This window comes from Methylobacterium sp. E-045 (genome assembly GCF_022829685.1).
GTDB lineage: Bacteria > Pseudomonadota > Alphaproteobacteria > Rhizobiales > Beijerinckiaceae > Methylobacterium.
This window is the reverse complement of the sequence record NZ_JAKSYE010000045.1, coordinates 38778-62515: the sequence shown is the minus strand read 5'-3', so window position 1 is coordinate 62515 and position 23738 is coordinate 38778. Positions and strand designations below refer to the sequence as shown.

The 23738-nt window shown below is 67.0% G+C and carries 15 protein-coding genes; 5 read left to right on the top strand and 10 right to left on the bottom strand.

The annotated features are described in order from the left end of the window. Positions 1-281: 281 nt before the first annotated feature. A complete protein-coding gene (gene typA, locus MKK51_RS05610) occupies positions 282-2102 on the bottom strand; it encodes a translational GTPase TypA (protein WP_018041955.1) in 1821 nt (606 codons plus the stop codon). 174 nt (positions 2103-2276) lie between these two features. Further along, entirely contained in the window at positions 2277-3584 is a 1308-nt protein-coding gene (locus MKK51_RS05605; protein ID WP_243975547.1) for an MFS transporter, read from the bottom strand. A gap of 252 nt (positions 3585-3836) precedes the next feature. On the opposite strand from MKK51_RS05605, the gene MKK51_RS05600 reads away from it, so the two are divergent. Next, the gene (locus tag MKK51_RS05600) at positions 3837-6071 is read left to right on the top strand and encodes a mechanosensitive ion channel family protein (protein WP_243975545.1); all 2235 of its coding nucleotides are present in this window, start codon (positions 3837-3839) and stop codon (positions 6069-6071) included. A gap of 54 nt (positions 6072-6125) precedes the next feature. Here MKK51_RS05600 and MKK51_RS05595 read toward each other — a convergent pair whose 3' ends face one another. The 4 genes from MKK51_RS05595 to MKK51_RS05580 form a co-directional block, all read right to left on the bottom strand. Next, positions 6126-7418 carry an ArgE/DapE family deacylase gene (locus tag MKK51_RS05595; RefSeq protein ID WP_243975543.1) on the bottom strand — a complete coding sequence of 431 codons (1293 nt, stop codon included), beginning with the start codon at positions 7416-7418 and terminating at the stop codon, positions 6126-6128. Positions 7419-7493: 75 nt separating this feature from the next. Continuing rightward, positions 7494-7832, bottom strand: coding sequence for a DUF3325 domain-containing protein (locus MKK51_RS05590; protein ID WP_243975542.1), 339 nt, complete (start codon positions 7830-7832; stop codon positions 7494-7496). Further along, a complete protein-coding gene (locus MKK51_RS05585) occupies positions 7829-9349 on the bottom strand; it encodes a PepSY-associated TM helix domain-containing protein (RefSeq protein WP_243975541.1) in 1521 nt (506 codons plus the stop codon). The genes MKK51_RS05590 and MKK51_RS05585 overlap by 4 nt, the downstream gene beginning before the upstream one ends. After that, complete coding sequence (locus MKK51_RS05580; RefSeq protein WP_243975540.1) at positions 9346-9669, bottom strand: iron transporter; 324 nt, start codon at positions 9667-9669, stop codon at positions 9346-9348. Before MKK51_RS05580 ends, MKK51_RS05585 begins: the two co-directional genes overlap by 4 nt. Positions 9670-9975: 306 nt before the next feature. Here MKK51_RS05580 and MKK51_RS05575 point away from each other — a divergent pair, with 306 nt between their 5' ends. Next, a complete protein-coding gene (locus MKK51_RS05575; RefSeq protein WP_243975539.1) occupies positions 9976-15750 on the top strand; it encodes a DUF3320 domain-containing protein in 5775 nt (1924 codons plus the stop codon). 137 nt (positions 15751-15887) lie between these two features. On the opposite strand, the gene MKK51_RS05570 is transcribed toward MKK51_RS05575, so the two are convergent. Beyond that, on the bottom strand, positions 15888-16058 hold the full coding sequence (locus MKK51_RS05570) for a hypothetical protein (protein ID WP_243975538.1): 171 nt from the start codon (positions 16056-16058) through the stop codon (positions 15888-15890). Positions 16059-16263: 205 nt separating this feature from the next. On the opposite strand from MKK51_RS05570, the gene MKK51_RS05565 reads away from it, so the two are divergent. Together MKK51_RS05565 and MKK51_RS05560 are read left to right on the top strand one after the other, a co-directional pair. Then, a complete protein-coding gene (locus MKK51_RS05565; RefSeq protein ID WP_243975537.1) occupies positions 16264-16524 on the top strand; it encodes a hypothetical protein in 261 nt (86 codons plus the stop codon). A 348-nt stretch (positions 16525-16872) separates the two neighbouring features. Next, complete coding sequence (locus tag MKK51_RS05560) at positions 16873-18561, top strand: methyl-accepting chemotaxis protein (RefSeq protein WP_243975536.1); 1689 nt, start codon at positions 16873-16875, stop codon at positions 18559-18561. Positions 18562-18825: 264 nt separating this feature from the next. On the opposite strand, the gene MKK51_RS05555 is transcribed toward MKK51_RS05560, so the two are convergent. Next, positions 18826-19536 carry a glutathione S-transferase family protein gene (locus tag MKK51_RS05555; protein ID WP_243975534.1) on the bottom strand — a complete coding sequence of 237 codons (711 nt, stop codon included), beginning with the start codon at positions 19534-19536 and terminating at the stop codon, positions 18826-18828. Positions 19537-19645: 109 nt separating this feature from the next. Between MKK51_RS05555 and MKK51_RS05550 the strand changes: the two genes are divergently transcribed. Next, positions 19646-20209, top strand: a complete 564-nt coding sequence (locus MKK51_RS05550) for a TetR/AcrR family transcriptional regulator (RefSeq protein ID WP_243975532.1) — start codon at positions 19646-19648, stop codon at positions 20207-20209. Positions 20210-20862: 653 nt separating this feature from the next. Here the strand turns inward: MKK51_RS05550 and MKK51_RS05545 are convergent. Both MKK51_RS05545 and MKK51_RS05540 read right to left on the bottom strand, forming a co-directional pair. Then, positions 20863-21318 carry a hypothetical protein gene (locus MKK51_RS05545; RefSeq protein WP_243975530.1) on the bottom strand — a complete coding sequence of 152 codons (456 nt, stop codon included), beginning with the start codon at positions 21316-21318 and terminating at the stop codon, positions 20863-20865. A gap of 778 nt (positions 21319-22096) precedes the next feature. Further along, positions 22097-23416 (bottom strand): MFS transporter, encoded by a 1320-nt coding sequence (locus MKK51_RS05540; protein ID WP_243975528.1) that lies wholly within the window; start codon positions 23414-23416, stop codon positions 22097-22099. Between the last annotated feature and the right edge of the window lie 322 nt (positions 23417-23738).

The following is a 23738-nucleotide window of genomic DNA, read 5'->3' as shown; positions in this document are numbered from 1 at the left end:
CCGGGCGCCCCGTCGCAGCGGGAACCGAGCGGACAAAGCCGAGACCTGACAGGTCGAGCCCGTCGACAAAGGCGTCGATCACGCGGACGGCCGCCTCCGCCCCCACGTAATCTTCGACGCACGCCGGCATCAGCGACGCCTCAGCCCGATCCTCGCCGACGATGTATCCCATGAAAATGGCCGCCCCGTTCCCGAGGCGGCCAGTCTATCAAATTGCCCGGCTTTCCACACAGCCTGGAGACGCCGGGCCTTCATGTGGTGCAAATCGTGGGGCGTGCCCCTCAGGCGACGCCGCCCGAACGCTCGAAGCGCTTGCGCTCGTTGGGGTCGAGATAGGTCTTGCGCAGACGGATCGACTTCGGCGTGACTTCCATCAGCTCGTCGTCCTGAATCCAGGCCAGCGAACGCTCCAGGGTCATGCGGATCGGCGGCGTCAGGCGCACGGCCTCGTCCTTCGAGGTGGTGCGGATGTTGGTGAGCTTCTTGCCCTTGAGCACATTCACCTCGAGATCGTTCTCGCGGTTGTGCTCGCCGATGATCATGCCCTGATAGACCTTGGCGCCGGGCTCGATCATCATCGGGCCGCGATCCTCCAGGTTCCACATGGCGTAGGCCACGGCCTCGCCCTTGTCGTTGGAGATGAGCACGCCGTTGCGGCGGCCGGGCATCTCGCCCTTGTAGGGTTCGTAGGCCTTGAACAGGCGGTTCATGATCGCCGTACCGCGCGTGTCGGTCATGAGCTCGCCCTGGTAGCCGATGAGGCCACGGGTCGGCGCATGGAAGACGAGGCGCAGGCGGCTGCCGCCGGAGGGCCGCATCTCGATCATCTCGGCCTTGCGCTCGGACATCTTCTGCACGACGACGCCCGAGTACTCCTCGTCCACGTCGACCACGACCTCTTCGACCGGCTCGAGGACGTTGTCGTTCTCGTCCTTCGAGAGCACCACGCGGGGACGCGACACGGCGATCTCGAAGCCTTCGCGGCGCATGGTCTCGATCAGGATGGCGAGCTGCAACTCACCGCGGCCCGAGACGAAGAACGAATCCTTGTCGGCCGCTTCCTCGATCTTGAGCGTAACGTTGCCCTCGGCCTCCTTGAACAGGCGGTCGCGGATCATGCGACTCGTCACCTTGTCGCCCTCGGTGCCGGCGAGCGGCGAATCGTTGACGATGAAGGACATGGTGACGGTGGGCGGATCGATCGGCTGGGCCTGGATCGGGGTCTCGACCTGCGGGTCACAGAACGTGTCGGCGACGGTGCCCTTCACGAGGCCGGCGATGGAGACGATGTCGCCCGCCTCACCGATGTCGATGGGCGCGCGCTCCAGGCCGCGGAAGGCCAGGATCTTCGAGACGCGACCGGTCTCAACGAGCTTGCCCGTGCGGTCCATGACCTTGATGGCCTGGTTCGGCTTCACGGTGCCGGACGCGATGCGGCCGGTGATGATGCGGCCGAGGAAGGGGTTGGCTTCGAGCAGGGTGCCGAGCATCCGGAACGGACCCTCTTCGACCTTGGCCTGGGGCACGTGCGAGAGCACGAGGTCGAAGAGCGGCGCGAGACCGTCTTCCTGGGATCCGTCGGGCGACGTCGCCATCCAGCCGGCACGGCCCGAGCCGTAGAGGATCGGGAAATCGAGCTGGTCGTCGGTGGCGTCGAGCGCGGCGAAGAGGTCGAACACCTCGTTCACCACTTCGGTGATGCGGGCGTCCGGACGGTCGACCTTGTTGATCGCCACGATCGGCTTCAAGCCGATCTTGAGGGCCTTGCCGACCACGAACTTGGTCTGGGGCATCGGGCCCTCGGCGGCATCGACGAGCACGATCACGCCGTCCACCATCGAGAGGATACGCTCCACCTCGCCGCCGAAATCGGCGTGGCCCGGGGTGTCGACGACGTTGACGCGGGTATCCTTCCAGACGACCGAGGTCGCCTTGGCCAGGATGGTGATGCCGCGCTCCTTTTCGAGATCGTTCGAATCCATCGCGCGCTCTTCGACGCGCTGGTTGTCTCGGAACGACCCCGACTGGGACAGGAGCTTGTCGACGAGCGTCGTCTTGCCGTGGTCGACGTGGGCGATGATGGCGATGTTGCGAAGCTTCATAAGGTATCCGGCAGCGAGAAGAGCCCGTCACGCGACGGGCCGCAGGGATGCGGCCGGCAGCGCCGGGTCACGGGATCGAGCTATCGCGTCGCAATATAAGGTGTCGGGCGTTCCGGCAAGGGGCGTTGACGGCGGGTCTGCCACTCATCCCGCGACGGCTCCGTGAATCGCACCTCAAGATCCGGCCTGTCGCGCCCTGTATCGGCCGAGCCCGGTGACGCAGAGGAACGAGATCGCCGCGAGCGTCGTCCCGAAGGCGGCGATCGGCCACCAATGGCCCTGGAAGCGCTCGGCGAGGATCGTCCCGACGATGGGCGTGAGCCCTCCGGCGATGGCGCCGCAGAACTGATAGGCGACGGAGATCGCCGTGTAGCGTACCCGCGTCGGGAAAGCGCCGGCCACGTAGCCGGCGATGACCGCGTAGAAGGTGGCGCTTCCCAGCACGTTGAGCCCGAGGCCCAGGGTGATGGCCCACGTCGCCCGCATGTCCACCAGCAGGAACAGCGGATAGGGCGCCAGCATCGCCCAGGTCAGGGCGATCTGCAGGAACAGGCGCTCATTGCGAATGAGTTCGGCGATCCGCGCTCCCACCGGCGTCATCACCAGCTGGATGAAGGCGGCGACGAGCAGGGCGTCGAGGATCGTCGCCCGCTCGAGCCCGAGATACTGGGTCGTGTAGGTGATCATGAAGGTGTTGAAGAGGTAGACCGAGCCGATGCCGAAGGTGTTGGCGCCGGCGGCCAGCGCCAGGGGCTTCAGGCTGGTGGCGAAGACCTCGCGAATCGGCGCGACATCCCGGCGTGTCTCGGCACGGCTGTCCTCGAATTCGGGTGATTCCTCCACGCCGAGCCTAATGGCGAGGCCGACCACGAGGAGCACGACGCTGACCAGGAACGGCAGGCGCCAGCCCCATTCCATGAAGCTCGGCTTGTCCATCAACCCCGCCAGGCGGAACGCCAGAAGGGAGAGGATCTGACCGGCCGGGCTCCCGAGCTGGGCGAAGGAGGCGAAGAAGGTCGAGCGCCCCTTAGGTGCGTGTTCGGCGGCGAGCAGCACGGCGCCACCCCATTCGCCGCCCACCGCGATGCCCTGAAGGATGCGCAGGGCGACCAGGGCGATCGGCGCCCAGATGCCGATGGTGGCATAGGTCGGCAGCAGGCCGATCCCGGTCGTGGCGATGCCCATCATCACCAGGGTGATGACCAGGGCCCTCTTGCGCCCGAACCGGTCACCGAAATGCCCGAAGACCACGCCGCCGAGGGGCCGCGCCAGGAAGCCCACCGCGAAGGTGCCGAAGGCGGCGAGGGTCGCGACGAAGGGCGTGGATTCGGTAAAGAACAGCGGCCCGAAGACCAGCGCCGCCGCCGTGCCGTAGATGAAGAAATCGTACCACTCGATCGTGGTCCCGACGAAGGAGGCGATGGCCGCGCGGGCGGGTTGGCTCCGGCGGCGGGGGGCTGTGGCGTTCGCCTCGGGGGCCATGCGGACCTCGGCTGGGGTTTCGTCGACGGGCGCACCGCAAGGCTCGCACCATCCGACCGATCCCGCCAGTCGTCAGGGTCGATGGCCGTCCGATCCGATCGCGGCATGGTGCCAAAACTCGCCCGGGCGCCGCGCCGATCTCCTCAGGAATGCGGTCCCGCCGAGGTCGGGTCAGGGCTGCGTCAGGGCTCCCTCCGGTTGACCTCGACGGACCCACCTATAGTTTGCGCCGCGTCCCAACCGAGGAGCTCCATGCCATTCGTCGCCGCCCTTCTGCTTGCCCTCTTGTCTCTGTCCACCTCCGCCCTCGCCCTCGCACCGGACTGGAGCGGAACCTGGAACACCCGCTGGCGGGACGGCGGCGCCCGGGTGGAGATGAAACAGGATGGCGGCAAGGTCCGCGGCAGTTACCTCGCCTATGACGGGCGCATCGAGGGCGAGGCCCATGACAGGGTGCTCAACGCGCGCTGGTTCCAGGGCGGACGCTCCGGGATCGTGGAGTTCGTGCTGGCACCGGACGGGCAATCCTTCATGGGCCGGTTCGACAGCGGCGAATGGTGGACGGGAGGCCGCATTCCCGGCGACGAGCGTGAGCAGGGGCTGATCCAGACCGGGCCGCGCGAGACCATGCGCAGCTTCCTGCAGGCGGGCAACGATGCCCGCTACGACGCCCCCGACCAGATGGTCCGTGCCGTGGCGGTGGTGGATTTCAGTTCCGGCGCGGGGGCGATGGCGCCGGAGGAAAAGCTCGGCAGGGCTCAGACGCTCTTCAATCTCGTGGACCAGACCACCTTCCGGCTCCATTCCATTCCCGACGCGCGCGCCGGCGGGGAGGATGCGGAGATCCGCATCGAACAGGCGGGCACCGGAGCCGTGCTGCCGCTGCGCTTCGTCAAGCGCGGCGAGCGCTGGTTCCTGTCCATGCCCGACGATGCGGCTCTGGCGGAGGCGCGAAAGAGCCTGTTCGCCCGCTCCGGCGGGCGGCCGGCCAGCCCGGAAGCCTACCGCCTGCGCAAGAACGCCCGCGACGCCTACCGCAGCTTCACGCGTGCCTTCTACACCTGGAGCGAGGACGGGCGGCGCCAGGCCCTCGACAGCCTCGACCTCAAGGCCCTGAGCGAGGCGGTGCGCGACGACCAGGGCGGCCTGACCGCCCAGTACCTCAACGGAATCCTGAACCGGATCGGGTTGCTGCAGCCGCAGGAGATTTCCGACGACCCGGCCAGCCGGTCCCCGGCCATGGTGTTCAGCCATCCCGTGGGCCAGGTGGTGATCGCGCCGGACGGCGTCGGCGACGGAGCGACCTGGAAGTTCTCCGGAGACACCGTGCGCAACGCCCGCGATCTCTACGTGGCTGTGGAAGGCATGCCGTCGGCCGACGGGCAGAGGCTACCCGAGCCTCCTTCCGTCTTCTTCCAGTTGCGCCGGTCGGTGCGCGGGCTGGCGCCCGGCCTTCTCTCCCCGGTGGGGCCGCTGGAGGCTTGGCAGGCCCTGGGCTGGCCAGCCGTGATGCTGCTGTCCCTGGCGCTCGGCTGGCTCGTCTCGAAGCCGGTGACGGCCTTTCTCGTCCGCTCCGTCGGCCGGCTGGACCCGGATGGAGCACGAAGGACCTTCCGCCTGCCACTTCTCGGAACGCTGACCCTGATCGTCTATGCGGCCCTCATGCCGGCCCTCGGCCTGCCGGACCTGGCGACACGGGTCTCCGTCGGCGTGGCCGGTGTCCTCTTCGCCCTGTCCACGGTCTGGCTCGGCTGGCGGATCATCGACGCCGTGGTGGCGACCTACTTCACCGGCGACGAGAGCGGGCGCGTGAGCATGGACAACATCCTCGTCTCCCTAGGCTTCGGCGCCCTCAAGATCGCTCTCGTCGGAGCGGGACTCACCTACGTGGCGATGCAACTCTCCCTCCCCTACGAGGGCGTGATCGCGAGCCTGTCCATCGGCGGCCTCGCCGTGGCCTTCGCCTCGCGCGAGACGCTCTCCAACGTGTTCGGCGCCGGCATCCTCGCCGTCGACCGTCCGTTCCGGCGCGGCGACTGGATCGCCACCGGCGACACCAAGGGCACGGTGGAACATGTCGGCATCCGCTCGACGCGGGTCCGCACCGCCGATGACAGTCTCATCGTCGTGCCGAACGGCAAGCTCTCGGATGCGGTGGTGAACAACCTCGGCACCCGCCGCTTCCACTTGAATTCGGCGAAGCTCCCCCTGCCCTACGCCACCAGCGTGCCGCAGATCGAGGCCCTGGTGAGCGGCGTACGCGACCTCGTGGCGGAGATTCCGGAATCGGCGCCCGACCGCACGCAGGTCAGCGTCTCGAACCTCAGCCAGGACGCCATCGAGGTCACGGTCCGCTACGGGCTCGACGTGCGCAACGGCGCCAACGAGACCGAGATCGTCAACAGACTGATGATGAACATCCTGCGCCTGTCCGAGCGCATCGGCATCCGTGGCGCGAATGGCGGTGCTCCGGCTCCGGCGGAGTAACGCCGGCCCGGCGGGTTTGGATAGCGGGTGTGGCCGGTGCCGCTCCGCTCACGCTTACGCGCGCGCGAGTGGCTCTGTCCCGCACCATTCCGCCACGAACAATGCCATCGCGGTGGTGATCCGCTTGACCGAAGCGAGGCTGACGCGCTCGTCGAAACCGTGGATGTTCTCGCTGATCGGCCCGTAGCAGAGGGCCGGAACCCGATCGTAGAGGGCATGGACGCGGGTATCGAGATAGCTCGGCGACATGAAGCTCCGAAGGTGGGTCCCCGTGGCCCGCTTGTGCGCGGTAGCGAGCACAGCCTCGGCCTCCGAGCCCTCGTCCAACTCGTAGCCTTCCGAGAAGAAGCCATTGAAGGCCACCAGCGGCGGCGTCTTTGCCAGGAACGGGTCGGTCCGCGCGAAATCCGCCACCGCCGCCTCGATCTCGCGCGCCGCATCCGCCGCGGCGACGCCGGGATAGATGGCGATCCGGCACGCGATCCGGCACCAGGCGGGCACCGATGACGCCCAATCGCCCCCCTCGATCCGGCCGACATTGAGGTTGATCGGATGCGCCTCGCCTTCGAAATGGCGGCGCCCCGCCTTGCGGGCGTTCCATAAGTCCTCGAGTTCGCGCAGGGCCCCGATCACCCGGTAGGCCGCGTCGATGGCGTTGGCCCCCGCCCCCATCTCGCGGACATGGACGGGCGTGCCCCGCACCTCGACGGTGAACCAGAGCACGCCGGTATTGGCGCGCACGAGTTTCTCGTCCTCGGGCTCGGGGATCAGCACGGCATCGGCCCGGTAGCCGTGCAGATGGGCCATGAGAGCGCCGTTGCCGGTGGATTCCTCCTCGACCACAGACTGGACCGTCACCGTGGCTGCCGGCTGAAGCCCGATCCGGGCCAGCGCATCGAGGGCGAAGAGGTTGGCGGCGTGGCCGGCCTTCATGTCGGCAGCCCCCCGGCCGTACAACCAGTCTCCCCGGATCACGGGGTCGAAGGGCGGATGGGCCCAGAGATCGAGGGGGCCGGGGGGCACGACGTCCACATGCGCCTGCAGGATCAACGAGCGGCCGGTCTCCTGGCGGGGACGGTGGAAGGCGACGACGATGGGCGCGTCGGAATGGTCGGGCGCGATCCGTCCCCCGCCGGGATGCGCGGCAATGGCCGCATGATCCATGCGGACCCGCTCCATGGCGTAGCCGCGGTCCCTCAGGCAGCGGAAGACGTGGTCCTGAATCGCGTGCTCGGCGCCCCGCACCGAGCCGAATCGGACAAGCGCCTGGATATGGGCCACCTGATCGGCAAAGCCCCGTTCCACGGAGGCGGCGATGCGGTCGGCGAGAGCAGGGTCGAGGGCCATCGATCATCCTCGTGAAAGCCTGTCGAGCAGAGCTTCACATAGGCCCATCCGGCCGGGCGGGAACCCGCCGGCGGCTCAGACGAAGAAGGCGGTGGCCATGGCGAGGGGAAGCGCCGCGATGGCCGCCGGGCGGATCCAGGCCGGGCGATAGGACATCAGTGCCACGACGAGGAGCGCGGCCCCGGTGAGCGAGCCGAGCCATTGCACCGGACCGAAATTCCAGTCCGCCGTGAGGACGGCGGCCGCGAAGGCCAGGGCGATGAGGAGCCAGCCCGCCATGCGGAACGCCCTGTCCCGGCGCCGGGAGGGGCGCCCTTGGAACAGGGTCCGGCCATGCCGGTCCATGCTCAGGCAAAGGCAGGCGAGGCCGGAGAAGCTCAGGAGGGAGGTCAGGGACACGGCAAGGGGCGTCATGCTCGGGCGAGATCTCCGGTGGGGCGGGCAGCCTCCCTCAGCTGTACCTCGTGACGCCCGAGCTTGCGCGCGCCGAAGAGGAAGGCCAGGGCGAGCGCCACCATGGCGGCGTCGAAGCCCAGGAAGTCGGTGCGCCACCCGACCCACACCCAATCGACCAGGGGGACGGCGAGGAAGAGGAGAGCGGCGGCATAGCTCATTTCGCCCCACGCCCGGCGATGCGGGCGAGCGAGGGGGATCAGGGCGGCGAGGAGCCAGATTCCGAAGAACACGCCTCCTTCCCAGGATTCCCGAGCCGCCCAATCCACGGGGATGAGGCGGTTGGCGAGGAAGAGCGCCGCCATGCCGATAGGCAGGCCGAGGATCGTGCCGATGTTGAGCGCATGAACGAGGCGCCAGCCGGGGGCGGCACGGACGACGCCCTTCGGTGCGCGTGCCACGGTCCACAGGACGAGGCCGGTGGCGATGGCGGCACAGCCCATCAGGCCGGACAGGAAGAACAGGATACGCAGGGCCGGCCCGGCAAAATGTGCCTCGTGCAGGCCGACGAAGCTCGTATAGGCATGCGCCGCCGGCTTCAGCGGCCCGGTCCGTTCGACCACCTCCCCGGTCACCGCGTGGAAGGCGATCTGCGGATGGCGATGGGCGAGCCCATGGGGCTCCTCGAACACCGCCACCACGGTGGCATTGGCGTCACCGGGATTGTTGATCGAGACCATCTCGAGCGGTTCGCTCACCTCGGCCTGGGCGCGGCGGATGAGGGGCCCGAGCGGCGCCGGCTCGGCCAGCTTGCCCTCGGCGGCCCGCCAGGCCGGCATCTGGCCGGACTCGACGTAGAAACGCAGCTCGTCGCCCTTGTAGACGCTCACCATGCCCCAGGGCATGTACATGAGCGCGAGCGAGACGATGCCCGTATAGGTGATCATCAGGTGGAACGGCAGTGCCAGAACACCGGTGACGTTGTGCGCGTCGAGCCAGCCGCGCTGGGCGGATTTCGAACGCCGGAAGGTGAAGAAATCAGCGAAGATCCGCCGATGAGTGACGATGCCGCTGATGAGGGCAACGAGCAGGACCATCGCGCAGATGCCGACGATCCAGCGGCCGAGGGCCGGGGGCATCTGCAATTCGTAGTGGAAGCGGTAGAAGAAGTCGCCGCCCTGTGTGGCCCGAGCCTGTGTCGGCGCGCCGGTGTCGGGATCGAGGAGGGCCTTGCCGAACTCGCCGTCCGGCGTGACCATCCAGTACGCACCGATATACGGCTTGTCGGGCTGCGGCAGGCCGACGAACCAAGCCATGGCCTTCGGCGCATGGACCTTGAGATGGGCGACGCCGAGTTCGGCCGCGCGGACCACGTCGTATTCCGCCTGTGCGCGCAATTCGGGCCGCATCCAGAAGGAGATATCGGACTTGTAGTAGGTGGCGGTGCCGGTGACGAAGACGGCGAACATCACCCAGCCGGTGACGAGCCCCGCCCAGGTGTGCAGCCACGCCATCGATTGGCGAAACCCCTGCTTCATGCCGGTTGCACCGCGCTGCCGAGGGCGAGCCAGAGACCGGCGCCCAGCCACAAAGCCGGAAGCGCCAGTCCGATCGCCGCGCGGGCGAGAGTGCGGGCGGAGAACACCCAGATCACCGCCGCCGCCATGATCGCGAAGCTCGCCAGGGTGGCGGCGGCAACGGCCTCCGAACGGTCTAGGGGCAAGGTCAGGGAGAGGAAGGCCGTGGTGATCGCCGCGAGGGCATAGCCTCCGAAGATCGCGAGGAGGGTCCGGCCCGCCACCATCAGGCGGTAGCGTGCCTGCGATGGCCATGCATTCGGCTTGGTCGTATCCGTCATCGGCAGGCAGCACCGGATTGCGAGGAGCGAACGGCAGGCGGGCTCGGCGGCGCAACGCCAGCGAAACGAATGGCCACCACGCTGCGACGACCGGCAGCTTCATCGCGTTGCCGATCACCCATTGCTATACAGAGCCTCGTCTTGCCCGGGCAATCGCTATGTTGTGGAACGATTCCAAGCACGGCGAACAACGGAGGTCAGGCAAACCGCGAGCCCGGCGAGCATCGGAGCGGTCACCGCGCGACTCTTGCGGCTGCGAGTGCCACGCTTGTAGAACCCTTGCCGACTGGCGGGGAACCGGGCGCGATGGACGATACGCTCGAGGTGTCGGAGGGCGCTCGCACGCGTTGCGGTCTCGCCTGCACGATCGCCGATCATGCCAGCGTCGCATCCTGGCTGAACGGGATCCCGCTCATCCGGGACATCACCCTGTCCCATGGCGGCGAGGCCGACCTGTCCGATGTGGCGCTCCGCATCTCGGCGATACCACCGCTGTTCCGCCCCCTGACCCTGCCGATCCAGCGGATCGCGGCCGGCGGCCTCCAGCGCATCGATGCGCCGGATCTCCGGATCGACGGAGCGTTCCTCGCCGGATTGCGGGAGAGCCGGCTCTGTACCGTCAAGCTGACGTTGACGGCTCCGACCGAGGAGACCGATCCGGCAGGCGAGATCGCCCGGGAGGAGTTCGACCTGCGGCTCCTGCCCCCCTCCCATTGGGGAGGCGCGGATGCGGCGCCCGAACTGCTCGCGGCCTTCGTCAGACCGGACGACCCGGCGGTGGACGGCATCCTGCGTTCCGCCGCCGCGATCCTGGAACGGGCGAGGCGGAGCACCGCCTTCGACGGCTATCGCAGCGGAAAGAGGGCCAGGGCCTGGGAGATGGCGGAGGCGATCCACGCGGCGATGGCGGCCCTACGGATCAGCGCCATCCTGCCGCCCCCGAGCTTCGAGCGGTCGGGACAGAAGGTCCGCGAGCCCGGCGCGATCGTGGAGCGGCGGCTCGCCACCTGTCTCGACCTCACCCTGCTCTGGGCCGCCTGCTGCGAGCAGGCCGGGCTCAATCCGCTCCTGATCCTTACCCGCGATCACGCGCTCCTCGGGCTATGGCTCGTGGACGAGACCCTGCCGGAAAGGGTCGGCGACGATGCCCAGGCCCTGCGGAAGCGCCGTGACCTGCAGGAACTGATCCTGGTCGAGACCACGGTTCTCACAGCCGATCCGCCAGGGCCTTTCACGGATGCGGTGGCGGCCGGCGCGCGCCGGATCGAGGCGGATGCCGAGGCGCCCCTGGAGATGGTCCTCGATCTGCGGCGCGCCCGGCTGTCCGGCATCGCGCCCCTCGATACGGGCGAGCCCGGCACAGAGGCGGTGGCTCCGGAGATCGCGGCTCCCCTCGCCCAGGCGCTCGGCGCGCCGCCGTCCTTCGTCGAGGATCTCCCCCCTGCCCGCATCGACCCGCCCCGGAGGGAGCCCCGCGACCGGCTCGAAGCCTGGAAGCTGCGGCTCCTCGACCTGACCCTGCGGAACAAGCTCCTCAACTTCAAACCGGGCAAGGGATCGCTCACCCTCGATTGTCCGGAGCCGGGCGCCTTCGAGGACGCCCTCGCGGCGGGCCGCGCCTTCCGGCTCGTCGCCCGGCCCGCCCCCGAGGCGCCGGTCGGCGCGGCGGACCGAGACCGCGGCGAGATCGCCGCCGATGTCGGGGCGGAGGAACTGGAGGCCCGCCTCACCGACCTGTTCCGGCTCGCGCGCGGCAGTTTCGAGGAGGGCGGTGCGAACGTCCTGTTCCTCGCCTTCGGCTTTCTCACCTGGACACGGGGCAACGGCATGCCGCCCGCCCGTGCGCCGCTGCTGCTGGTGCCGGCGGCCCTGACCCGCGCCAGCGTCCGCGCCGGCTTCCGCCTCGTCCGCCACGACGAGGAGGCGCGCCTCAACCCGACGCTGCTGGAGATGCTGCGCCAGGATTTCGACCTCGACATGCCGGATGTCGCGGAGGGCTTGCCGGGTGGCGAATCCGGCATCGACGTCGAGGGCATCTGGCGGATCGTGCGCACCCATATCCGCGACCTCAAGGGGTTCGAGGTCACGACCGAGGTCGTGCTCTCGGCCTTCTCCTTCACCAAGTTCCTGATGTGGAAGGATCTGAGCGAGCGCACGGATCTGCTGAAACGCAGCCCGGTGGTGCGCCACCTCCTCGACACCCCGAAACAGGCGTATGGCGACGGGACGGGCTTTCCCGTGCCGGAACGCCTCGACGCGGAGCATCCGCCCTCCGGGATCTTCACGCCGCTCCTCGCCGATTCCTCCCAGGTCTCGGCGATCCTCGCGGCGGCGTCAGGCAAGGATTTCGTGCTGTTCGGGCCGCCCGGCACCGGCAAGAGCCAGACCATCGCCAACATGATCGCGCAGTGCCTGGCCCTGGGGCGCACGGTGCTGTTCGTTTCGCAGAAGAGCGCCGCCCTGGAGGTGGTGCGCCGGCGCCTCGACGCCGTGGGGCTGGGCGCCTGCTGCCTCGAAGTCCATGCCGCCAAGGCTCAGAAAACGCACGTCATCGCGCAGTTGCGCGAGGCCTGGACCGCAAGGGGCGGCGAGAGCGTCCCCTGGGAGGACGCGGCCGCCGATCTCCAGCGCCGCCGGGCGGCCCTGAACGGCGTGGTGGAAAGCCTGCACGCCACGCGGGCGAACGGCCTCAGCGCCCATTCGGCCATGGGGCGGGTCATCGCCGACCGGCAGGCCGGCCGGGACGGGCTCAGTCTCGTCTGGCCGAAGGACGCGGCCTCCGCACCCGGCCACCGGGAGAGCCTGCGCGCCCTGTGCGATGAGCTTGCCGCCCTTCGCCCCATCGTCGGCGACATCGCGGACCATCCCCTACGGGGGATCGGCGTGATCGCATGGTCGCCCCTGTGGCGGGCCGAAATGGAACAGGCTGTTCCCGAACTCGCCCGCACCCTGCCGGACTTCGCGGCATCCGGCCGGCGTCTCGCCGGGGCGATGGGGCTCGAGCCCCTCGGCCGGACCTATGACGGCCTGCGCGCGCTGTCCTCCCTCGCCGCCGCCCTGTTCCGGCCGGAGGCGCGGATGGGCCTGCGCTTCCTCGGCCCCGGAGGCGCGGCCTTGCGCCAGGCCGTCGAGGCGCGACGCGCCCGGCAGGACGAGCTCGCCCGGCTGAACGCCCGCCTCCGCGTCCCCTACGCCCCCTCGGTGTTCGGCAGCGACCTCGGCCGCCTCCTGGCCGAATGGCGCGAGGCGAAAGCCTCGAACATCTTCCTCCGGGGGCGGCGCCTCGGCCGGGTTCGCGGCCTGCTCGCCCCCTTCGCGCAAAGGACGGCGCCGGAGGAGGTCGGGCCGGACCTCGTCACCCTCGCCGAGATCAAGGCCCTGCAGGCGGCACAGCCCGCTCTGGCGGAGATTCTCGCGAGCGCCGCCGCGGAGCTCAGGCATCCCTGGTCGGATCCGGCCGCCCCCGCCGAGCTGTTCACCGCCCCGATGGCCTGGGCGACGCGGCTGGCGCCCGTCATCACCGCGATGGCTCCCCTCGTCGGAGGCCCGGCCATCGTCCGGGCGAGGCTCGCCGAGTTCCTCGATGGCGAGGATGGCCGGCTCGAACCGGGCGGTAATCTCGCCCTGGCGAAGGAGGATTTCACGACGCACAGGATCGCCGCCGTGAGGGCGATCGAGACGCTCGGGCGTCTGGTCGGCAGGGCCAAGCCCGACCGCCCGGTGGAGACGGACGGCGATTGGGTGGCCGGCACCCTCGCGGTGGCGGACCGCTGGAAGAGGTCGCTGCCGAAGGCGCAGGCCTGGGCGAGCTGGCAGGTGGCGGCGGGCGAGGCGACGAAGGCGGGGCTCGGCCCTCTGGTCGCCGCGATCGAGGCCGGAGCGGTGCGGGACGACGCCATCCTGACGACGTTCGAGGGCGCCTATGCGCGCTGGTGGATCGACCACGCCGTCACCGACGACATCCGCCTGCGCGATTTCATGGGCCAGCGCCACGAGGAGGCGGTCCGTGGCTTCGGCGAGGCCGATTCCCGGCTCTCCGGCCTCGCCGGCGCGGCGGTGCGGGCCCGTATCGGCGGTGGCGTGCCGCTCGCCGGCGCCTTCGGCACCGACCCCGAATGGGGCACGCTGGCCCGCGAAATCACCAAGCGCGCGAGGCACATGCCTCTGCGCCAGCTCTTCGCGCGGATGCCGAACGCGCTGACCCGGCTGACGCCCTGCCTGATGATGAGCCCGCTCTCCATCGCCCAGTACTGGCCGGCCGAGGCAAAGCCCTTCGACATCGTCATCTTCGACGAAGCCTCGCAGATCGCCCCCTGGGACGCCATCGGCGCCATCGCGCGGGGCCGGCAGGTGGTCATCGTCGGCGATCCCGAGCAATTGCCGCCCACCAATGTGGGCGATCGCGGCGTCGACGAGATCCCGGACGGTCTCGACGTCGCCGACCAGGAAAGCATCCTCGACGAGTGCCTGGCCGCGAACCTGCCGCAGAGGCGCCTCGCCTGGCACTACAGGAGCCGCCACGAGAGCCTCATCGCCTTCTCGAACCGGCACTATTATCGCGGGGGGCTCATCACCTTCCCCTCCCCCGTCACCGAGGACCGGGCGGTGCGGCTGCACTACGTGTCCGATGGCCTCTACGAGCGCGGCGGCGCGCGGGTGAACCGGCCCGAAGCGCGCGCCCTGGTGGCGGAGGTGGTCGCCCGCCTTGCGGCACCGGCCTTCGCGGCGGAGGAGCGCTCGCTCGGCATCGTCACCTTCAACGGCGAGCAGCAGCGGCTGATCGAGAACCTGCTCGATGCCGAGCGGCGGGGAAGGCCGGAACTGGAGCGGTTCTTCGACGGGCGGACCTGGAAGGAACCGGTCTTCGTGAAGAACCTCGAGACCGTGCAGGGCGACGAGCGCGACGCGATCCTGTTCTCGGTGGCGGCGGGTCCCGACGCGGCGGGCCGGATCACCGGACAGATCAGCTCGCTCAACCGTGAGGGCGGTCACCGCCGCCTCAACGTGGCGATCACCCGCGCCCGGCGTGAACTCGTGGTGTTCGCGTCCATGCGGGCCGATCAGGTCGATCTCGGACGCGGCAGCGCGCGCGGCGTGCGCGACTTCAAGCACTTCCTCGATTTCGCCGAACACGGCGCCCGCGTCCTCGAAACGGCGGCCGCGCCCACGGGGGGAGACATCGAATCGCCCTTCGAGGGCGCGGTGATGGCGGCTTTGGCCGCACGGGGCTGGAGACTCATACCTCAGGTCGGCGTTTCCGCCTTCCGGATCGACCTCGGCATCGTCCATCCCGACGCTCCGGGACGCTACCTCGCGGGAGTCGAATGCGATGGGGCGACCTACCATCGGGCGGCGACGGCGCGCGACCGGGACCGCCTGCGCGAATGGGTGCTCACCGATCTGGGATGGCGCATCCACCGGGTCTGGAGCACGGATTGGTGGAACGATCCGCAAGGCGCCCTCGACCGCCTCGACAGGGCGCTCCGGGCCGATCTCGACGCCGACAGGGCGAAGCCGGAGCCGGCGGTGATCGCGCCGGCCACGCCCGACATTCCTCCCGCGGAGCCCCCCGGACTCTACGAACCGGCCGATCTGTCGGGCTTCTCGCCCGATGCCGCGCGGTTCCACGATGCGGGGTACGAGGCCAGGCTGGCGGCGATGGCAGCCGACGTGGTCACGCGCGAAGGCCCTGTTTTCGCTGACATTCTCGCCGAACGCCTCCTGCGCGCGCACGGATTTTCCCGGATCACGGCCCGCCTGCGCCAGCGCGCGCTGGGTGCCGTCGATCCCCGCTGCCACCATACCAGCGAGGGCGACCGCATCGTCCTCTGGCCGGAGGCCGCCCCTGCCGGGCCGGTGAGGTTCCGCCCGGCGGGAGGGGAGGCACGGGCACCCGGCGACATCCCGCTCCAGGAGCTCGCCGGGCTCGCCCGCGACCTCGATCCGGCCCCCGGCATCGAGGCGCGGATGGCCGCGCATCTGGGCCTCGGCCGGATGAGCGAGACCGTTCGCGCCCGCTTCGCCGAGGCCGCTTCGCTCGCCCGGGAAGGCGAGGCGCCGGTCCCGGTGTCCGTCGGATGAGACGGGCGGATCGACCGCCACGCGAGGGGCCTTTCGACCGCCATGCGACCGCGATGATGGCGGTACGCGACGCGAAAAAGCCCCGCCTTGTCAGGCGGGGCCGATGGCGGTGACTCTGGTGCCGTGCGGCCTGAAATTCAGGCCGCGAGCTTCACGGCGGCGGGAGCGTTGTCGTTCACGAGAACGAGCTCGCCGGCCGTGACGGTGGAGGTGCTGGAGGTCGGGGTCAGGCGATCGGCGACGAAGGCCACCAGGGAGATGTTGGCGGCAGCGGCGACGGCGACGGCGGTGAGAATGAGAGCGGTCATATCGGTGTTCCTCAGGGCGGTGCGTTTGCGTTGCAGCATGTATGACAGCCTCCCCACCTTGTTGGTATACCAAACGCCAAATACCAAACATGCGCTCAATGCATGCGACGCACACTATTCTGCCGAGACCTGCGCCAAGCGCACTATGATGCAGAGTCGGCGGATGGGCTTCTTTATCCGACTCAAACCCGACGGCAGCTGCCCGATGTCCCGTTCCGCCGTGACCGTCGTCACCCTTCTCCTCGCCGCAGGGTCGACCGAGGCATGGTCACCCCAGGCATGGGCTCAGGATGCGGACCGGGTCCGTGCGATGAACGCGGTGAGCGACCTGGCGCGGGCGCACCGCGACCGGGCGGACACGCTTCGGCGCAGGGAGACGCTCCAGCGCGACCGGGACCGGGCCGACGACCGGGTCCGGCGCAAGGCCGAGTGGGACAGCCGTTCGATGCGACGCTTCGACCGCTGAGCCGGCATCGACGGGAGGCCGACGCCCTCTCCCGTCCCCGCGCCTTTCCACCGTTAAAATCCGATGGTTGGGACCCGGCCTGAGCGCCCGGGAGGGGTGGTCTCTTGCCGGTCCGCCTCTGGCCTGCTTGGCGCGAAAGGCGGCCTCACCCGACGAACCTGACTATCCTAGCCCTACCCTATGATTTGCTTTGCCCTTGCTCCATCAATTCATAGCCTTTTGAGCTGATTCAAGCATCCATATGTATCGATTTAGTTCGTTTGATTGTTTTAGTTTTCATATACGAATTTTTATCAGGATAGTATGTTTACAATAAATTAAATATTTGATATTTAAAAACATATAGTCATGAAAGAGACCGCAGTCGTGAATATCAAAATCAAGCATACACTGATCGGCCTCGTGAGCTTCCTCGCCATCGCCATTCTGACGCAGGGGACGTTGGGTCTCGTACAGCTTCGTTCCGTGAACGACAACGCGCTGGATATCTCCAACAACTGGATGCCGAGCATTCGGGAACTTGGTGAGCTCAAGTACAGGACGACACGCCTGCGGCTCGTCGATGCTCGTTTCGTCACCGCCACCGAACCCGTGGACGAGTTGGCCAAGGTCTCGGATCAGCGGCTCGCTGAGGTCGAAAAGGTCGCTGCCCGGTACGAGCCCCTGATCTCCAGCGCGGAGGAGAGGGCGCTGTGGACCGCGCACCGGCAGCAATGGGGCGAATACCTCGGGTTTCGCACGAAGCTCATGGCGGCCGCACAGGCGAAAGACCAGAGCACGATCAACAACCTCTTCCAGGCATCCCGCAAGCCCTTCGACGCAGCCCTGAACGCTCTCGACAGCGACACGGCCTTGAACGCCTCCGGCGGCGAGCGGGCCACGGCCGCCGCCGACCAGACCTACGCGCGTTCCATGTGGCTGACGGCACTGCTCTGCTTCACCGCGCTGGCCGGCAGCACCGGCGCCATCGTCTATGTCCTCGTCTGCGTCACGCGTCCGATCGACCGCCTGATCCGGCGCATGCGCGATCTCGCGGCCGGCGACCTCAACGGGCAGGTTCCTTACTCCGAGCGTACCAACGAGATCGGGGCGATCGCTGCCGCCGTCGAGGCCTCGCGGGACAACCTGATCCGGACCCGCCAGCTGGAGGAGGAGACGGTGCAGGCGCGCGCCTCGGCCGAGGAGCAGCGCAAGGCGGGGATGCGTCAGATGGCGGATTCGTTCGAGGCCGCGGTCGGCGGCATCGTCGGTCAGGTCTCATCCGCGGCCACCGAGCTGCAGGCCACGGCGCAGCAGATGACCGCCACCGCGACCCAGACCGCGAGCCAGTCCACCACCGTGGCCGCGGCCGCCGAGGAGGCCGCCTCGAACGTCGGGACGGTGGCCGCCGCCGCCGAGGAGTTGGGAAGCTCCGTGCTGGAGATCGGCCGTCAGGTGCAGGGCTCGGCGGGGCTGGCGCAGAGCGCGGTCGGTGAGGCCGATCAGACCGCCCATCTCGTCCAGATGATGAAGACGACGTCCGAGAAGATCGGCGACATGGTCGGGCTGATCTCGAACATCGCCAGCCAGACCAACCTGCTGGCGCTCAACGCCACGATCGAGGCGGCACGCGCGGGAGAAGCGGGACGCGGCTTTGCGGTGGTGGCCGTCGAGGTCAAGGAGCTGGCGAGCCAGACCGCCAAGGCTACCGACGAGATTGCCGGTCAGATCGGCGAGATCCAGGGCGTGACGGATCGGGCCGTGATCGCCATCGGCACGATTACGGCCCGCATCCGCGAGATCGACACGGTGACCGCGAGCATCGCGGCCGCGGTGGAGGAGCAGGGGGCGGCGACCCAGGAGATCGTACGCAACGTCGCCCAGGCGTCCTCCGGCACGGTCGAGGTGACGACCAACATCGCGGGGGTGGCGCAGGCCTCGGAGGAGACCGGTGCGGCGGCAGCCCAGGTTCTCGCCTCCGCCGCGGAGCTGTCGCAGCAATCCGAACACCTGTCGGCCGAGGTGCAGCGCTTCCTCGCAACCGTGCGAGCCGCCTAATACCAGACCTCGATGAGTCTGACTCATCGAGGTCTGCCCGCGCGACTGCGCGGCGGCGGTCGTCCGCCGGACCTCACTGCCCCTGACCTATGGGTCAGGGGCAGTGAGACTTGGTATAAGACTGCCTCTCGGCCGCCATCCGAAACCGCCTCGACCAACGACCGCCATCGGAGACACGGCGGTCGTTCGAGGGTCCGGATTGGGCGGGGCGCCTGCCGAGGATCCCCTCGGCCGACACGCCGGCACGGGATGGAGGCGGTCCGATCAGGTCCGGTCGTCCAACTCGGGTACGCCGCTCTGCCGGTCCGCATAGGCGGCCAGGAAGGCCGGCCGCTGCTGCCACCGCTTCCAGAACGCATCGATGTGCTCGAAGCGCTCGTCCAGCGGCATGGCGTTCACTGGGAACTTCGAGAAGGCGATCGCGGTCGCCATCGTGATGTCCGAGAAGGTGGGCGCCTCGCCGCCGAGGAGCCATTCGCGGCCGTCCGACAGATGCCGGTCCACCAGGCTCGCATGGGCCAGCGCCTCCTTGCGGCAATGCTCGCCCCAGGCGAGGTTGCTGGTGAGTTCGAGCTTCGGCCCGAGCCCCTGATGGAGAACGTGGAACGCGGTGACGATCCGATAGAGGATGTGCACCCAGATGCGGTTGTCCCACATGGTGTCGAGGCCCTGTTCCAGGGGGCCTTCACCCATGATGCGACGACCGGGGAACTCCTGGTCGAGGTAGCGGACGATGGCGGCCGTCTCCGAGAAGATGCTTCCGTCGGCGAGTTTGAGGGTGGGAGTCTCGCCCCACGGATTCATCTTCAGGTGCGGCCACTGCCGCTGCTCGCCGACCGGCGACATGTCGTAGATGCGCTCGGCGAACCGATCCGCGATGCCCTTCTCGTGGAGGAAAATGCGCAGGCGCTGCGGGTTGGGGAACGCCGACGGCGAGGTGAAAAGCTGGAGGCGGGATGGGGTTTCGTTGGTCATCAGTCCCTCTGTCTGCCAGTAGGCAGGGAACCAACTAGGACTTCCCCTCCGGCCGGTCAACGCCTATCTGCCAACAGGCAGGTAATTCTGTAGGCGTTGGGATGGCGTGATGAGTTCAGGGTACAAGGAGGCGATCCTCGCCGCCGCGAAGCGGACCGCGATGGCGCATGGCTACGGCGGATTGAACTTCCGCGACCTCGCGGCCGAGGTCGGGATCAAGGCGGCGAGCGTCTACTATCACTTCCCCGGCAAGGCCGAACTCGGCGCGGCGGTGGCGAAGCGCTACTGGGAAGACATCGCAGCCGCGCTCGACGCCATCTCCGCCGAGACGCCGGACCCGCTCGTCAGTCTGGGCAGGTACCCCGAGATCTTTCGCAAGTCCCTGCAGACCGGCAACCGCATGTGCCTGTCCAGCTTCATGACGGCCGAGTACGACGATCTGCCGGACACCGTGAAGCACGAGGTGCGGGCCTTTGCCGACGTCAACGTCGCCTGGCTGAGCCGGGCTTTGACCGAAGCGGGCGTCGTCGAGGCGGCAGACGGCGAAGGGCGGGCTCGCGCCATCTACGCGGCCGTTGCGGGGGCTCAGCTCATGGCAAGGGGCCGCGCCGATCTCTCGCTGTTCGACACCCTGATCGACACCTATCGTAAGACCGGCCTTCTCCCCGCGTAGCCGTTTGCCCAGGTTTGACGCGCATCCGCTGTCGACTCTTGGCAGACCCTGGGAACGTCCGCTTCGGAGCAGCATGGTGGAGGATGGCCGACGTCCGGGTCGGGTGTACAGCCGACCTACTGCATTATGGAGCATTTCGATTAATGATCGAGCTAGCGCGATTGAATTATAAGCTACACTGGCATGCAAGCTACAGAAAAAGCCGCCACTACTAGAACTGCAAATTTGATAGAATGCTTTTACGACAACGAGAGCTTAATATTAATAGTTTTGCACCAATTCCAATAAATGCCCCAATGCTGCCTATCAAAATAGCGATTAGGGGATAAACAATAAGAAAATCTACCGGATAAGTTCCGAATAGTCCGAATATCACAAACACGTCTACGAGAGCGATCAAAATTGCAGATAAAAGCAGTGATCGCTTAGTAGGTAATATTATGGCAAGTGTTAGTGGCACTCCAATTATGACGAAGATCAATGACTTACCCTCGGGCTGCGTAAACAATCCCTGTTTGCTCAACAAGCCGTTCTATCGCAAGTTCGCAATCAAAACATGGACATTATGGACAGTCTCCGTCTTCTAAGGGTTGGAGGCGGAACGTCCGCTTGAGGGCGAGGCGGCAATGTCCGCTTCCCACCCATTGCGGACCTCAGCGCCACTGGTCATTCCGCCTGAAAGGCCACGCCTCTACATCACCATGGGCGCGCATATCGGCCCAATATCGCTCTTCCCTCGCCTCTGCTCTGCGGTTCCAAAGGCTGAGTGTGCCGAGAGATAAAATGACCGCCCAAAGGGGGATGCGCTCTACACCCTTGATAATTGCTGAGTGAGGCCACGTGTATATCTCGTCGGATCGTAAGAATGCGACACAGTTCGGGATTAGTATGCTGAGCTTCTGGTCTGTTCTGATTGCCTGCCTCACAGGGCATGTCTCGAAGTCGTCGTAGAGCGTCCAGATGAGATCATTGATGGCGCGCAGCGCAACGTCTCGGCTCTCAGGCCACCCCCGTTCGAGGTCGCGGTTCGTGATGAGACCGCTCCAGAACTGCTCGACTAAATCGGCAGCACGATCTCTCGCTTCTCTATCGATCATCGGCTTCAGCATGGCGGAATGAGACGAAGTCAGCAAACGACCCATTGCGGACCATAAGCTCTCGGGCATCGTAGGTCATGAATACAGTGCATGTTCTCTGGCACGTTCGAGCGGATGATCCTGACAAAGAGGATGCGAAGCTCATCGGTGTCTACCGATCCCGAGAGAGTGCCGACGCCGCTGTGCTGAGGCTGAAGGGGCAGCCGGGCTTCCGCGATCATCCTCATGGGTTCGAAGTTTCAGCCTATCCTCTCGATAAGGATCACTGGACCGAAGGCTTCGTGAGCGGTGACGTTGATGAGGAGGCTTAGGTCAGCACCCCACCCTTAGCTACCCTCGGTTTCTTGGGGACCATGACGAGTTGCTGGCGTGAAGGGCCAGATTGATGCCCATAGATCAATAAGCCCACCTGCGGCGAACCAAGACCCGACCATGGCGCTGAAAGCTCCTCGCCAAAAAGGACGCCAGTTATCCATGTACTTGAGTGCCCGTGTTGTTCTTTTCCAGTTTGGATTGGCAAGGTCTTCTGCATTCCAAAGGATAAAAGCTGCACACAGCATTAGGATTGCGGCATAACAGACCCATCTGCCACGCTCTCTAACGCTCTGGGGACGCTAGTCAGGTTTTAACAAGGCCACGTCTCTAGCCCCTTGCGACTGAATGGTAGCCCGATCCTACCTGTACAAAGTGAACAGCGGCTCCCCACTCTTCTCGAACGTCGAGGGACGGGTACCAAGCGACGGGCTTCCACCACGATGGCCGGCAGGCGATTCGATGACGGTCGGATGGTTCAGCGCAGGGCGGCGGTCGTTTCGAGGCTCGACTGTCTGTCCCGAACGGCGACACCCCTGTAGATGACGATCGTCGCGACAAGACCGCAGAGGCCGCCAAACGCCATCCAGTACCCGGGCGCCGCCTGGTTGCCGGTCACTTCGATCAACCATGTGGAGATCAATGGCGTGAACCCGCCGAAGAAGGCCGTTGCGAGCGAATAGGCGAGCGAGAACCCTGCCGTTCGTACCGTCGTAGGGATGATCTCGGTGAGCGCGACGACCATCGCGCCGTTGTAGCTGCCGTACAGGAACGAGAGCCAGAGCAAGACGATCAGCATGTTGATGAAGGACGCGTTGGCGACCAGCCATGCCAGCGCGGGGTAGGCCGTCAGCACGGTCAGGGCCGAGAAGATCAGCAGAAGCGGCTTGCGACCGACCCGGTCCGACAGCGCCCCCATGACGGGCAGCCAGACCAGGTTCGACAGGGCCGTACAGAAAGTCACGAGCAAGCTGTCGGTGTCGGAGAGCTTCAGGACGGTCTTGCCGAACGTCGGGGTGTAGACGGTGATCGTATAGAACGACACGGTCGTCATGGCCACGAGCAGCATGCCAAGGCCGACGATCCTCCAGTTCTGGACGAGCGAGCTGAAGATCTGCTGCGTGCTGGGCCGTACCTTGCGCTGGAGGAACTCCTCCGTCTCCTCCAGGGAGCGGCGGATGTAGAAGAGAAACGGCACGATGGCGCAGCCGATGAAGAACGGGACGCGCCACCCCCAGTCGTTCATCTCGGCAGGACCGAGGGCGTGGTTCAAGACATAGCCGATGATCGCAGCGAACATTACCGCGACCTGCTGGCTGCCGGACTGCCACGATACGTAGAAGCCCTTGTTGCCGGGCGTGGACATCTCGGCGAGGTAGACCGAGACGCCGCCGAGTTCGACTCCGGCCGAGAACCCCTGCAAGAGGCGGCCGATGAGGACGAGGAACGGGGCGAACAGTCCTATCGTCGCGTAGCTCGGCACGAAGGCGATCAGGATCGTTCCAAGGGCCATGATCGTCAGCGTGACGATCAAGCCCTTGCGCCGTCCGATGCGGTCAACATAGGCACCGAGGATCACCGCCCCGAGCGGTCGCATCAGGAAGCCGGCGCCGAACGTCACGAACGTCAGCATCAGGGAGGCGTATTCGTTAGCGACCGGGAAGAAGGCCTTGGAGATGTAGGAGGCGTAGAAACCGAAAAGGAAAAAGTCGAACATCTCCAGGAAGTTACCGCTGGTGACGCGAAGCACCGTCGCAACCTTGGACTTGGATCGATCCTTTTCCGAGAACGTAGCCACGGCGTCCCTCCAGGATGTAGCAGCGGCTGTTTTGAGGACCGCGTGTGTTGATGCTCGTTTTAATCCCTGCGCCAATCGACGCAATGCGTGCCCCCCGACAAACGGGATGCGACGACCGATCCTCGCGTTTCTGTCACTGACTTCCCAAAACTCCGACTTCAGGCAGTCGCAGTGTCAAACTGGGCGAACGACCTTCGACCCAGCCATACCCGTCCCCAGCCCTGAACGCGCGCCTCGAGCATTTTCTTCACGCGAGCCGGGGTCGTGTCCCAGGCGGTGTCGTTCGGTCTCGGCGCTTCCCGAAAGCGGAGATTCGTCGGCT

Bases quoted from the DNA above. Each gene is read 5' to 3' on its own strand.
- typA (WP_018041955.1), bottom strand. From the start codon at position 2,102: ATGAAGCTTCGCAACATCGCCATCATCGCCCACGTCGACCACGGCAAG.
- MKK51_RS05605 (WP_243975547.1), bottom strand. From the start codon at position 3,584: ATGGCCCCCGAGGCGAACGCCACAGCCCCCCGCCGCCGGAGCCAACCC.
- MKK51_RS05600 (WP_243975545.1), top strand. From the start codon at position 3,837: ATGCCATTCGTCGCCGCCCTTCTGCTTGCCCTCTTGTCTCTGTCCACC.
- MKK51_RS05595 (WP_243975543.1), bottom strand. From the start codon at position 7,418: ATGGCCCTCGACCCTGCTCTCGCCGACCGCATCGCCGCCTCCGTGGAA.
- MKK51_RS05590 (WP_243975542.1), bottom strand. From the start codon at position 7,832: ATGACGCCCCTTGCCGTGTCCCTGACCTCCCTCCTGAGCTTCTCCGGC.
- MKK51_RS05585 (WP_243975541.1), bottom strand. From the start codon at position 9,349: ATGAAGCAGGGGTTTCGCCAATCGATGGCGTGGCTGCACACCTGGGCG.
- MKK51_RS05580 (WP_243975540.1), bottom strand. From the start codon at position 9,669: ATGACGGATACGACCAAGCCGAATGCATGGCCATCGCAGGCACGCTAC.
- MKK51_RS05575 (WP_243975539.1), top strand. From the start codon at position 9,976: ATGGACGATACGCTCGAGGTGTCGGAGGGCGCTCGCACGCGTTGCGGT.
- MKK51_RS05570 (WP_243975538.1), bottom strand. From the start codon at position 16,058: ATGACCGCTCTCATTCTCACCGCCGTCGCCGTCGCCGCTGCCGCCAAC.
- MKK51_RS05565 (WP_243975537.1), top strand. From the start codon at position 16,264: ATGTCCCGTTCCGCCGTGACCGTCGTCACCCTTCTCCTCGCCGCAGGG.
- MKK51_RS05560 (WP_243975536.1), top strand. From the start codon at position 16,873: ATGAAAGAGACCGCAGTCGTGAATATCAAAATCAAGCATACACTGATC.
- MKK51_RS05555 (WP_243975534.1), bottom strand. From the start codon at position 19,536: ATGACCAACGAAACCCCATCCCGCCTCCAGCTTTTCACCTCGCCGTCG.
- MKK51_RS05550 (WP_243975532.1), top strand. From the start codon at position 19,646: ATGAGTTCAGGGTACAAGGAGGCGATCCTCGCCGCCGCGAAGCGGACC.
- MKK51_RS05545 (WP_243975530.1), bottom strand. From the start codon at position 21,318: ATGCTGAAGCCGATGATCGATAGAGAAGCGAGAGATCGTGCTGCCGAT.